Source organism: Vibrio celticus, from assembly GCF_024347335.1.
GTDB classification, from domain to species: domain Bacteria; phylum Pseudomonadota; class Gammaproteobacteria; order Enterobacterales; family Vibrionaceae; genus Vibrio; species Vibrio celticus.
This window is the reverse complement of the sequence record NZ_AP025464.1, coordinates 1,652,399-1,665,320: the sequence shown is the minus strand read 5'-3', so window position 1 is coordinate 1,665,320 and position 12,922 is coordinate 1,652,399. Positions and strand designations below refer to the sequence as shown.

The window sequence follows — 12,922 nt, the reverse complement described above, 5'->3', positions numbered from 1 at the left end:
GGCTTTAGTGGCCTTTACTTTTAAGCGTGTTTTTTTGCCACAACCAATCGTTTTTCGACGATTTACGATATCAACAAAGAGAGATTATCATGAAACCAAAGTTAGGTTTTCTAGATCGCTACTTAACACTGTGGATTTTTATTGCCATGGGCCTTGGTGTATTGCTTGGCACCCTATTCCCACAGATCGAGCAGTGGAACGAATCTATGTCTGTTGGTACCACCAACATTCCGCTTGCGATTGGCCTTATCTTAATGATGTACCCACCTTTGGCTAAGGTTAACTACAACCTGCTAGGCACCGTGGTAAAAGATAAGAAAGCGATCAAGCTATCTTTGATCATGAACTGGCTTGTTGGCCCAATTCTGATGTTTGTATTGGCACTGACTTTCTTGGGTGATCACCCAGGTTACATGGTCGGCGTAATTCTGATTGGTCTTGCTCGTTGTGTAGCAATGGTTCTGGTTTGGAACGACATCGGCGGTGGTAACAAGGAGTACGGTGCGGCGTTGGTTGCTCTAAACAGTGCATTCCAAGTAGTGAGCTACAGCTTTATGGCGTGGTTGTTCATCAGCGTTCTTCCACCAGTATTTGGTTACGAAGGCATGTTGGTTGATATCTCGATGATCGACATTGCACACAGTGTACTTATCTACCTAGGCATCCCATTCTTAGCGGGCTTCCTAAGCCGTAAGATCCTTGTATCGATGAAAGGCGAACAGTGGTACAACGATGTGTTTATTCCACGCATCTCGCCAATCACACTGATTGCGCTACTGGCGACTATCGTTCTGATGTTCAGCCTAAAAGGCGAGATGATTGTAGAACTGCCAATGGACGTATTGTTGATTGCGGTTCCACTGACTATCTACTTCACAGCGATGTTCTTCATCAGCTTCTTCATTGGTAAGAAGATGGGTATTGAATACGACAAGAACGCATCAATTGCATTCACAGCGACTGGTAACAACTTCGAGCTAGCGATTGCCGTTGCTATCTCAGTATTCGGTATCAACTCAGACCAAGCGTTTGCCGGTGTTATCGGTCCACTGATTGAAGTACCAGTGCTGATTTACCTAGTGAACGTAGCGCTTAAGATGAAAGACAAGTACTACAACGGTCAGACGGTTAAACCTAGCGTCTAGCATCTAGAGTTACAGCTAACAAAAAGCAGCATCACATCAAACAGAAAGGCTCACACGTTAAACGGTGAGCCTTTTCTTTATTCAGTTTGATCCAATTTAAGTTTCGTCCAGTTTTTACGTTTCGTCTAATAAGCCTTTCAATGCTTGTTCAAGCCAAAGTAACGCAGGTCCTTTAGAGCGTGTTTTAGACAGAACAAGATCAACGGGCGGCGACCATGTTTTGTGATCGAATGAGACATTAATCTCCACTAAACGCTGCTTATTCAGCTCCTCTTCGACAAGGTGCTTGGGTAAGTATGCCCAGCCAATATCGCTGCCGAGCACCATCTCTTTGATAACAATAAAGCTGTTTGACCACCATACCTTTCCGGCAATCAGTGGAAATTGATCCATCACCTTACCTTTATCTCCCCTCAACATTAGCTGACGATGCGGGAGTAAATCAGAGAGTTTCGCCACACCTGTTTTTGCGAGCGAATGACTTGGATGACACACAGCAATAAACGGTAAGTGACCGATAAAGCAAGGCTCAGAACCGACATCAAAAGCCAAGTTAGTAAACATTAATCCAATGTCGGCTCTCTCTTCGATAATTAACGGATTGACCTCTGTCGTGGTACACGCAACTAGTTCCACTTCAGTCGCAGGGAATTGTTGACTGAACTGACTAAGGATCTTAGATAAATTCGGGACCAATAGTGAATCATCTAATGCAATTTTGATGAGCCCCTCTTCACCGCTGCCCATCGCACTAACCGTCACATTCAGATCTTCAACCTGAAGCACGATTGCTTTCACCTGTTTAAATAACTGCTCGCCCGCTTTCGTTAGTGAAGGCTTTCGAGTCGAACGATCAAAAAGCTCAACATTAAAATCTATTTCAAGATTACTGATGCCTTGGCTCACCGCCGACTGCACCTTGCCCAACTCACGAGCACTCGCAGAAAATGACCCTAATTCAACGGCATACACAAACATTTTCAGTTGTTCAATGTTGTACATTCGGTGTCTCCCAAAACTTACTATCACTATATGTGATGCTAACTATCTTTATATTATCACTTAAGTAGATATTATCTAGCCAAGTCATTAGCCCATCGGCGGCTATTTAATCGTAAAGAGAGTTAGAAAAATGTCACATAAAGAACGCATGTTGCACATGGTGCTATTTGAATTGGTTGCTTTGTTTTTGATGGCAGGGCTTGCAACCTATATTACAGGAAACGGCGCAGGCGAAATGGCAGGCTTAGCGCTCGCAATATCATTGATAGCGATGGCTTGGAACTACGTTTACAACTATGGCTACGACAAAATTTACGGAGCAGACCGAAGCAAAAGAACCACGAAAACACGTGTTCTGCACGGATTAGGTTTTGAGCTTGGCTTAATGACAGTGACTCTACCTGTCTTGATGTGGGTTCTACAACTCGACTTCCTAACCGTACTGATCATGGACATCGGCCTAGTGATTTTCTTCGTACTTTACGCGATTGCGTTCAACTGGGCATACGACTCGGTTCGAGATCAATTGGTAGTGAAAGGAAAAGTGGCAGCTCTGGTTTAGAGCGGTAAGTTCGTATCTTATAACAAGAACATACACCCAAATTAAAACTGCCAAACTACAACATAGTTGGCAGTTTATTCATTTATGAATATAAGCTCATTTATTAACGCACTTGTTACATAGCAAAAACATCACACAGCCCTCCCTAATTAAGTCTAATAATCCACCACTCACGAAGTAGCATCACAAATCCAAACATAAACTCCTCGTACCAGTTGCGCATTCATTTACATATAGGTAGTTTGAGCGGCTTCGCAACCTATCAATTCGAGCAATGACGTTCATGCGAGCATCTTTTTCGAGCAAAAGTGTTCGGATTAACATTTCAAGTGACTTTAATTAACAATTTTATGCTCAAACGCTCACTTTTAATGTTCGTTTATTTTCGAGTTCGCAAATATATGCACAATACACGTGCTAGATAAGCAAAACTAAAAAGGACTCGAACATGACAACAAACAAACACCCTTCTTTATTTGGGCAATGCTTGGCTGAATTTATCGGTACAGGATTGCTCATATTCTTCGGCGTTGGCTGTGTGGCTGCACTGGTACTAACCGGTGCAACATTCGGACAATGGGAAATCAGCATCATCTGGGGCTTCGGTGTTGCGATTGCAATTTACTGTACTGCCGGCGTGTCAGGCGCTCACATCAACCCAGCCGTGACGATTGCACTAGCCATGTTCCATGGCTTTGATAAAGCGAAAGTGCTGCCTTACATCATTTCGCAACTGCTTGGCGCATTCTGCTCTGCAGCACTGGTTTACAGCCTGTACAGCAACCTATTCACTGACTACGAAATCGCACACAACTTCGTTCGTAGCAGCCAAGACGCACTATCAACTGCTGGTATCTTCTCGACTTACCCACATGCTTCACTCTCTTTCTTCGGCGCTTTTGCTGTGGAATTCGTGATTACTGCAGTGTTGATGTTTGCCATTTTAGCGTTAGGTGATGAGAATAATGGCGCATCTCGCGGTGCTATGAACCCTCTACTGATCGGTATTCTTATCGCGGTTATCGGTGGTTCTTTAGGTCCACTGACGGGCTTTGCAATGAACCCTGCTCGTGACTTCGGACCAAAACTGTTCGCTTACTTTGCAGGTTGGGATTTCGCTCTAACAGGTGCTCGTGATATTCCTTACTTCATCGTTCCAATCCTTGCTCCAATTGCGGGTGCATGTTTTGGTGGCTGGTTGTACCCACGTGTTATCGGTGCTTACCTACCTATTGAAGGCCAAGGCTGCACAATTCCAAACCAATGTGAAACAGAACAAGAAGCTGAACAAGCTCAAGCTTAATCACTAAGCGCCCCTACATTTACTAAAATATAAATAACAAAAGAAAAAGGATTCTTACCATGACCGAGCAAAAATACATTGTTGCCCTAGACCAAGGCACCACAAGCTCTCGCGCTGTAATCCTCGACCACGATGCAAACATCGTAAGTTCTTCTCAACGTGAATTTACTCAGATTTATCCTAAAGCCGGTTGGGTTGAACATGATCCAATGGAAATCTGGGCAACGCAAAGCTCTACATTGGTTGAAGCTCTTGCTAAAGCAGGCATCCGCAGCGATGAGCTCGCGGGCATCGGTATCACGAACCAACGTGAAACCACCATTGTTTGGAACAAAGAGACAGGTAAGCCGGTTTATAACGCAATCGTATGGCAATGTCGCCGTACAGCAGATATCTGTGAAGACCTAAAAGCACGTGGCCTAGAAGACTACGTACGTGACAATACAGGCTTAGTCCTTGACCCGTATTTCTCAGGTACCAAAGTAAAATGGATTCTAGACAACGTTGAAGGCGCTCGTGAAGACGCTGAAGCTGGTAAACTACTGTTCGGTACCGTTGATACTTGGTTGGTTTGGAAGATGACTCAAGGACGTGTTCACGTTACGGATTACACTAACGCGTCACGTACTATGTTGTTCAACATCAACGACCTATGCTGGGATCAAAAGCTACTTGATGAAATGGGTATCCCGTCATCAATGATGCCTGAAGTGAAGCGTTCTTCTGAGGTTTACGGTCAAACGAACCTTGGTGGTAAAGGCGGTACTCGTATTCCAATCGCGGGTATTGCGGGTGACCAACAAGCGGCACTTTACGGTCAAATGTGTGTAGAAGCAGGCCAAGCTAAGAACACTTACGGCACGGGTTGTTTCCTTCTAATGAACACGGGCCAAGAGAAAGTCACATCGAAAAACGGCCTTCTAACCACACTGGCATGTGGTCCCAAAGGCGAACCTGCATACGCACTGGAAGGCGCAGTATTCATGGGCGGCGCATCAATCCAATGGCTACGTGATGAAATGAAACTACTGGCTGGCGCAGAAGACTCTGAGTATTTCGCAACCAAAGTAGACTCTTCAAACGGCGTTTACGTAGTCCCTGCGTTTACGGGTTTAGGCGCACCATACTGGGATGCTTACGCTCGCGGTACGATTGTTGGCCTGACTCGTGGTGTTAACTCGAACCACATCATCCGTGCAACCTTGGAAGGCATTGCTTACCAAACGCGTGACGTACTAGACGCGATGCAAGCGGACTCTGGCATCAAGCTAGCAAACCTACGTGTTGATGGCGGCGCAGTAGCGAATAACTTCCTAATGCAATTCCAATCAGACGTGCTGGATACTGAAGTTCACCGCCCTGAAGTAACAGAAGTAACGGCTCTTGGTGCCGCTTACCTTGCTGGCCTAGCGGTTGGTTTCTGGGACAGCATTGACGAGCTTCAAGACAAAGCCGTTCTTAACCGCACATTCATTCCGCACCACGACGAAGAGAAGCGTAACCGCCGTTACAAAGGCTGGAAGCGTGCTATCAAGTGTGCACAGGTTTGGTCTGAACTGCACGATGACGACGAAGAGTAATACTGAGTATTCAGCTCATCGTTAATCATTATCCGTTGACCTAGGAACTCGAGCAATCTCATCGATTAGATTGCTCGAACCTCAGCAAACGAAACTAAAAAGAGCACTCTTTTGTGCTCTTTATTGCGTTTCAGGCTCAAATTACACGTTTTGACCAGCGTTTTTGCGGTTTAGACATGATTCCTTACCATCATTACTTCTCTCTTTTCATCAATTCGAGCACAATAGCGTGAGTTTATATTTTCGATTTTGACGCGCTAGAGCCCTTTGCGCGCAGGGAGTGGTAAGTTAAGTGAAGCAGATACCAAGACACCAGCAGATTGTAGATCTGGTAAAAACACAAGGATATGTGAGCACCGAAGAGCTCGTTGAAAAGTTCGATGTCAGCCCACAAACCATCAGACGAGACCTCAATGAACTGGCCGATAGCAACAAAATTCGTCGCTATCATGGCGGTGCAACCATTCCTTTAAGCTCGGAAAACACCTCTTATAACACGCGTAAAGCGCTTAACTTCAACGAAAAAGACGTGATCGCCGACGAACTGGTTAAGCACATCCCAGATGGTGCAACCCTGTTCGTTGATATCGGTACCACGCCAGAATCGGTAGCACGCGCGCTCAATAAAAATCACAAACAATTACGAGTTGTCACCAACAACATTAACGTTGCGAGCATTCTTCTTCCGAACCCAGAGATCAAGGTTATCTTAGCGGGCGGCGAAGTGAGAAACCGCGACGGCGGCATCGTGGGTGAAGCAACGCTCGATTTCGTTAAACAATTCCGCCTTGATTTCGGAATCTTAGGTATCAGCGGCATCGACTTTGATGGCTCACTGCTCGACTTTGATTACCACGAAGTTCGTGTAAAACAAGCCATCATCGAAAACAGTCGCAGCATCTTCTTAGCCGTCGACCACACTAAGTTTGGCCGTAACGCGATGGTTAAGCTCGGCAATATCTCTCAAGCGCACATGGTGTTTACTAATAAGCAGCCACCGGAAGAGATTCTCAACATCCTTAAAGATTCGGCAATACCATTAGAAGTGATCGATACCGCTCGTCCTATGAGCGAATAAATCAAAACAAGAGCTCAGTGACGCCACTTTCTTAAATGAATCACGATTCTTTATAGAAAAGTTAATAAAGTAAAACTTGCTCGCTGTCACTGTCGCTTCTATGCTCGAATTAGTCTTATTTGAACCTCTGCTTTCATAAGCAGAGGTTTTTTTATGCCCAAATCACATAAAACGCGCATAAACGAAAATAATAAATGACCGCAAACGAAAGTTCATATAGGATTCAATTATGTTCTAAAATGCTCGTTCGCTCAGAAAGAGGTCAAAACAATGAGTGCTCAACAAAATAATTCAAACAACAGTACATCTTCCACTTTAGACTTGATCGTGATTGGCGGCGGCATCAACGGTGCAGGCATCGCGGCAGACGCATCAGGTCGTGGTCTAAACGTTGGCTTATACGAAGCAAATGATTTCGCATCTGCAACGTCTTCTGCCAGCTCAAAGCTTATCCACGGTGGCCTACGCTACCTTGAACATTACGAATTTCGTTTGGTTTCGGAAGCACTCGCTGAACGTGAAGTCTTGTTAAGAAAAGCGCCTCACGTTGCTCAGCCAATGCGTTTCCGTTTACCTCATCGACCATTTTTACGCCCAGCTTGGATGATTCGCTGTGGCCTATTCCTTTACGATAACTTGGGTAAGCGCACCACTCTTCCTGGAAGTAAGACCGTCAACCTAGCAAAATCAGGGCTACTGAAACCAGAAATGAAGACCGGTTTCGAATACTCAGATTGCTGGGTTGATGATGCGCGTATGGTATTGCTTAACGTGTTGGCAGCAAAAGAGAACAACGCAGAAGTACGTAACTACTGCCGTGTTGAAAAAGCGCACCGCGAAGGTGGTATTTGGCATGTGACGATCCTTGATGTGATGACAAACCAACGCTTTGAACGCAAAGCAAAAGCGCTTGTTAACGCAGCTGGTCCTTGGGTTAAACAGTTCTTTGATGATGGATTAGAGCAAGCTTCGCCTCGTAATATTCGTCTGATCAAGGGCTCGCACATTGTTGTGCCACGCATTCACGACGAACCACAAGCGTACATTCTGCAAAACAAAGACAATCGTATTGTGTTCATGATCCCTTACCTAGATAAGTTCTCGATCATCGGCACTACCGACCTTGAATACAAAGGCGACCCACGTAACGTCGCAATTGATGATGTCGAAGTGGATTACTTGATTGATATTGTTAACCAACACTTTGTTAAACAACTCGGTCGTGAAGACGTGGTTTGGACATACAGTGGCGTCAGACCGCTTTGTGACGACGAATCGGATTCACCACAAGCGATCACTCGTGACTACACGTTGGAATTGGACGCAGAACTGGATCAAGCACCACTGCTTTCGATCTTCGGTGGCAAATTAACCACTTACCGTAAGCTAGGCGAAGCAGCACTTAAGAAGTTAGAACCACACCTAACCAATATGGGTGCGCCTTGGACAGCGAACGACACGCTTCCAGGTGGTAACTTTAGTTGCAGTAGAGAGCAACTTGCGAAGATGATCCACACTAAATACCCTTGGGCATCTCAAGCATTGTTACTTCGCTACGTGACTCAATTTGGTACTTACACGTGGAAGCTACTTAAGGGCGCAAATAGCGAAGCTGACCTTGGTATTCAATTCTCAAAGGAAGCGCATGGCGTTTATCAAGTTGAGATCGATTACTTGATCAATGAAGAGATGGCGATGACTGACGAAGACATCTTGTGGCGCAGAACCAAGCTTGGCCTGTACATGAGTGAATCAGAGCAGCAAGCAGTAACGGATTACCTGAAAGAGAAACTACAAAGCAAGGTAGTGAGCTTTTCTCAAGTAGGCTAACCCCACCAGCCTAAACATGATTCAAGAACATACTTAACAACGAAGCTTAGCGTCCCCCGCGCTAAGCTTTTTTATATTCAATGAAAACCAAGCTTATGTGTTCAGATAGGGACTGGAATGCAGAAACAAAAAACTCCCGAAGGAGTTTTTTTGTCTAAGTCTGCAATTCGCCATTTAGCTAATCAGCAAAATTACTAGCTCACTAGCCAGTTAAACGAGCATGCAGTGCATCTTTCAGTACAGAACGATCATGTTTCAGTTGGTGCATCGAGCCGTCATCAATGGGTGAATCTTTCAGCTCAAGCTTACGAATCTCTTTATCAAGGTTGTCGTACGTCTTCATGTCTGATGCAAAGCCATCGTCAGTTTTAACAAGCTCAGCAATTTTATCTTTCATTTCAGGAAATTCGTGAACAAGAGAATGATTTTCACCTAGCATAGAAACCTCTTAAGTTGAGTAAAGTGATTGGTATTACGCATTCATTATTAACCTTAGCAAGTGGTTCAAATAACAAATGAGATCCAGTACACAGCATAGAATATAGACAATTAAGATTCACAAATTTACAACATAAATCGGTAGAGATGCGTTGTTTTACATAGAAGAAAGCCTCACGTAATCGCAAGGCTTTGTAGAGGTGAGTTATTTATAAGAACAGTGACAGAAATGATAATAACAGCAGCCAAAAAGTATTTTCAAAAAAGAGATTAGCTGCTGCATCCCTGAGTATGAACTCGATTCATGTCGTCACCGACTTGTGCTTCTTGAGACCCCGTCGATTGGCATCCTGCCACGAATAACAGCGTTACAGATAAGATAAGCCATTTCATAATAAATCCTCTTTCGGTCATGACTAAAGCATAGTGCTTAAAAGCGCGGATACCTCAGTCATTAACTAAAACCTTACCTACCGATAAGGCCTTGGTTAATGAACAAAGCATCGCTTCTTTAACTAACGACCTGCTTTTGTACAAAAAACTTTCACTTCAACGAATAAAAATCGTACAAGAGCGAAAATAGGACAGCTATGGAACTAAGAATAAGAGCTAGAAGTTAGTCACTCGTCGCCAAACGTACTGCCGCTTCTGCATGAATGGTTGTGGTATCAAACAGGGGAACATCAGTGTGTTGTTGCTGAATCAGCAGGGCGATTTCAGTGCACCCCAGAATCACAGCCTCTGCACCTTGGTGAGTTAACTTCTCAATAATTTGACGATATACATCTCGAGAGGCTTCTTTTACTTGGCCTCGACACAACTCTTGGTAAATGATGTTGTGCACTTTCTCTCGGTCATCCTCATCCGGGATTACAACATCGATACCGAATTTGTTAGTCAGGCGTCCTTTATAGAAATCTTGTTCCATCGTGAAAGCCGTGCCGAGTAATCCGACTTTCTTTACGCTCTGTTCAAGCAGCTTCTGCGCGGTGGTATCAGCGATATGTAATATAGGAATCGTGATCTTCTCTTCGATCTCAGGCACAACCTTATGCATGGTATTGGTACAGATCAGAATGAAGTCCGCGCCGCCTTTCTCAACAGATAATGCCGCGTCAGCTAAAATATCGGCCGTCTCAGCCCAACGGCCTTGGTGTTGTAACTTTTCAATCTCGTTGAAGTTCACGCTGTACATACAAACCTTTGCAGAGTTAAGCCCGCCCAGCGTCGCTTTAACACCTTCGTTAATGGATTTGTAATAGCTCATGGTCGATTCCCAACTCATGCCACCAAGCAAACCGATCGTTTTCATTTTTTATTCCTTTAATTTCTGACTATCCCGATTAAAGCGTCATGCGTTAAAAATTTATAGTACGTTCTTGCTGAAAATGAGACGAAGCCTTCGCTATTTAGCAAAAAAGCTCGAATGAACCATCCGAGCCTTTGTTGTTTTATCTGAATGTTTATGAGCGTTAATACACCTCACACCAATCGGATTTCATGTCGATCAGTGTCCAATCCTCTCTGGAATTCGCCTCATCTAACGCTTTATCCAACTTACCAACATGAGACTTACGATCGTACTGCCACTCGCGCTCGGCATCGGTGTGATGAACAATCATCGCCATTGAGTTGGGTTGGCTGGTTGCCCATTGCATCATAGCTTGGTCACCGTCTGAGTTACCGACCGCTAGAATAGGTTTCTTACCGATAATATGCTGAATATTGGTGACCTTTCCGGCTTTGTCATCAATGGTCAAAATGGACGAATCTTTGGTAACGGTCGGATTGCCGTGTTATAGCTGTAGTTGTATTTAAGTGCGCTACCGATGATCTGCTCTGACGGGATATTGTAAGCCTCAGGAGCCCACACTCTCATGAAGTCAACACCGCCACCCGACACGATGTAAGTCTTGAAGTCATGCTCTTGAAGGTAAGTCAGCATCTCTTTCATTGGTTGGTAAGTCAAATCGGTATAGGCTTTGTTGAAACGAGCGTCTTTCGCTGCGGCTAACCATTGCTCAACATCTTTTTGGTATTGTTCGACTGTCATACCAGAGTGCGTCGCCATGATAATTTTCAATAAACCTTCTTCGCCGCTTCCTAGAACACTCTTAACGTCATCTTCAAGCACGAACTTAAACGGTGCTTCCGTTTTCCATTCAGGGTGTTCAGGCGCCATCTCTTTTACACGATCTAGCGCAAAGGCCAGCTGGAAGTAATAAGGTTTTTCTGACCAAAGCGTACCGTCGTTATCAAATACAGCAATACGGTCTTGGACCGCAACGAACGTATCAGACTCTGCTTTGGTGGTTTGCCCAACAAAATCCACGATGGCGGATTTACTCTCGCTATCTTTCCAAGATGGCAACAAATTCGGGTCACAATCCTTAGCAAAAGATGAGAAAGAGAGGCTAGATAAAATCGCAACTGACAAAAGGTTTATTTTCTTCATAGCAACTACCATGTTATTGAATTAATTGTAGGGTTTAATTCAATTCATCCTAGTTGGTCTACTCTTATTTTCCACTTATGGACACTATAACCAATACTCATGTTGGTATTAGATTAGTGCCACAACAAGGACTGACCGAGAGTGCTATACGACGTATTTCTCGAGAATTAAGATTTTAAAAGAGACAAACAAAAAACAGAACATTAATTCCTCAAAGTTCTACTTTACCAATCCATGACTGCTTACGCTCTGCGCTTTTTGAAGGCGTGCCAGCCAGCGCTGAGAATTGTTTTTAACACCACACCTAATGCGCTTAATTTGGGATCGGCATTCTTGCCAGAGGCGATGCGCCACATCTGATGTTCATACCAAACCAGCCCGACCATCGCCATCTTGTCTAAAGCGGGTTTCCCTGTGGTTGGCACGGTTAGCGGCATGCCGTGGCTAGGGTTTTCGATTAACTTGTTAGGGAAATCAGGATCAACCGCCATTGTGCGTGCAATACCAATAAAATCAGTCGCCGAGGTGTTTAATGCTTCATTCATTGCTTGCGCGGTTCGGAAACCACCCGTGACCACCAGCGGTGTGCTGACGAGTTTTCTCGCCTTCACCATGTAATCCAGAAAATACGCTTCACGCTTTACCGTGCTGGCCTTGATTGGTTCAGCCTTATTCTTTGAACCCATCATTGATGGACTTTCATAGGTGCCGCCGGAGATCTCAATCAGGTCGATACCGTTATCACTCAATGTTTGCACAACTTGCATTGACTCTTCTTCAGTGAAGCCGCCTTTCATGAAGTCGGCGCTGTTGAGCTTAATCCCGACAGGGAAATCGTCACCGACCTCTTTTCGAATCGCACGATAAACCTCAAGCACGAAACGAAGTCTGTTTTCGAGTGAGCCACCCCATTTGTCTTGGCGTTGATTGTGTCTCGAAGACAAAAACTGACTGACAAGATAACCATGAGCACCGTGAATCTGGACACCAGTAAAACCCGCTTGTTTTGCAAGCTTTGCACTCAGCGCGAATTTATCAATGATTGCGATTATTTCCGTCTCAGTCAGAGCTCGTGGCGTATTAAAGCCTTTTTCTAATCCGCGCTCTAAAGAGATAGCCGAAGGCGCAACCGGGCTATCACATAAGAATTTAGGGATTTGCTTACCTGGGTGATTCAGTTGCATCCATATCTGCGAACCATTCTGTGTTCCGGCACTCGCCCACTCACGAAATACGGTTAAGTCACTGTGCTCATCTAACACAACGTTTTTAGGTTCACCAAGCGCACTTCTATCGACCATCACGTTACCCGTCATGGATAGGCCAATTCCTCCTTGAGCCCAACGCTGATAGAGCGTGACTAAACCTTGCTTAGGGTTATGGTGTTTATCACCTAGCTGTTCACTCATTGCCGATTTGAACAGGCGATTTTTGATCACTTGACCATTAGGAAGAGAAAAAGGGTCGTTGAGGCAGATTGGATTCATGCGCGTGGTTACTTTCTTTGGTTTATATATTCAGTCCAGTAT

At 44.6% G+C, this 12,922-nt stretch carries 11 protein-coding genes and 1 pseudogene; 6 read left to right on the top strand and 6 right to left on the bottom strand.

Going from position 1 to position 12,922, the window contains the following annotated elements; all coding sequences use genetic code 11:
• Positions 1-89 precede the first annotated feature (89 nt).
• Complete coding sequence (gene arsB, locus OCV19_RS23310) at positions 90-1,145, top strand: ACR3 family arsenite efflux transporter (protein ID WP_017078537.1); 1,056 nt, start codon at positions 90-92, stop codon at positions 1,143-1,145.
• 114 nt (positions 1,146-1,259) lie between these two features.
• Here the strand turns inward: arsB and OCV19_RS23305 are convergent, their stop codons facing one another.
• A complete protein-coding gene (locus tag OCV19_RS23305) occupies positions 1,260-2,147 on the bottom strand; it encodes a LysR family transcriptional regulator (protein WP_065675762.1) in 888 nt (295 codons plus the stop codon).
• A 130-nt stretch (positions 2,148-2,277) separates the two neighbouring features.
• Here OCV19_RS23305 and OCV19_RS23300 point away from each other — a divergent pair, with 130 nt between their 5' ends.
• The 5 genes from OCV19_RS23300 (at position 2,278) to glpD (ending at position 8,500) form a co-directional block, all read left to right on the top strand.
• Positions 2,278-2,709: a PACE efflux transporter gene (locus OCV19_RS23300; RefSeq protein WP_065675763.1), complete on the top strand. Its 432-nt coding sequence runs from the start codon at positions 2,278-2,280 to the stop codon at positions 2,707-2,709.
• A 448-nt stretch (positions 2,710-3,157) separates the two neighbouring features.
• Entirely contained in the window at positions 3,158-4,012 is an 855-nt protein-coding gene (locus OCV19_RS23295) for an MIP/aquaporin family protein (RefSeq protein WP_048609888.1), read from the top strand.
• A 59-nt stretch (positions 4,013-4,071) separates the two neighbouring features.
• Complete coding sequence (glpK, locus tag OCV19_RS23290) at positions 4,072-5,592, top strand: glycerol kinase GlpK (RefSeq protein WP_065675764.1); 1,521 nt, start codon at positions 4,072-4,074, stop codon at positions 5,590-5,592.
• Positions 5,593-5,884: 292 nt separating this feature from the next.
• Positions 5,885-6,670, top strand: a complete 786-nt coding sequence (locus OCV19_RS23285) for a DeoR/GlpR family transcriptional regulator (protein WP_017096306.1) — start codon at positions 5,885-5,887, stop codon at positions 6,668-6,670.
• 270 nt (positions 6,671-6,940) lie between these two features.
• Positions 6,941-8,500 carry a glycerol-3-phosphate dehydrogenase gene (gene glpD, locus OCV19_RS23280; RefSeq protein WP_065675765.1) on the top strand — a complete coding sequence of 520 codons (1,560 nt, stop codon included), beginning with the start codon at positions 6,941-6,943 and terminating at the stop codon, positions 8,498-8,500.
• 202 nt (positions 8,501-8,702) lie between these two features.
• Here the strand turns inward: glpD and OCV19_RS23275 are convergent, their stop codons facing one another.
• The 5 genes and pseudogenes from OCV19_RS23275 to OCV19_RS23255 form a co-directional block, all read right to left on the bottom strand.
• On the bottom strand, positions 8,703-8,939 hold the full coding sequence (locus tag OCV19_RS23275; RefSeq protein ID WP_065675766.1) for a YdcH family protein: 237 nt from the start codon (positions 8,937-8,939) through the stop codon (positions 8,703-8,705).
• 269 nt (positions 8,940-9,208) lie between these two features.
• Positions 9,209-9,331, bottom strand: coding sequence for a hypothetical protein (locus OCV19_RS23270; RefSeq protein WP_258182976.1), 123 nt, complete (start codon positions 9,329-9,331; stop codon positions 9,209-9,211).
• 223 nt (positions 9,332-9,554) lie between these two features.
• A complete protein-coding gene (locus tag OCV19_RS23265; RefSeq protein WP_065675767.1) occupies positions 9,555-10,250 on the bottom strand; it encodes an aspartate/glutamate racemase family protein in 696 nt (231 codons plus the stop codon).
• A 160-nt stretch (positions 10,251-10,410) separates the two neighbouring features.
• Positions 10,411-11,393, bottom strand: a pseudogene (locus OCV19_RS23260) (HAD family hydrolase).
• Between the two features lie 242 nt (positions 11,394-11,635).
• Positions 11,636-12,880 carry an NADH:flavin oxidoreductase/NADH oxidase family protein gene (locus OCV19_RS23255; RefSeq protein ID WP_065675768.1) on the bottom strand — a complete coding sequence of 415 codons (1,245 nt, stop codon included), beginning with the start codon at positions 12,878-12,880 and terminating at the stop codon, positions 11,636-11,638.
• Between the last annotated feature and the right edge of the window lie 42 nt (positions 12,881-12,922).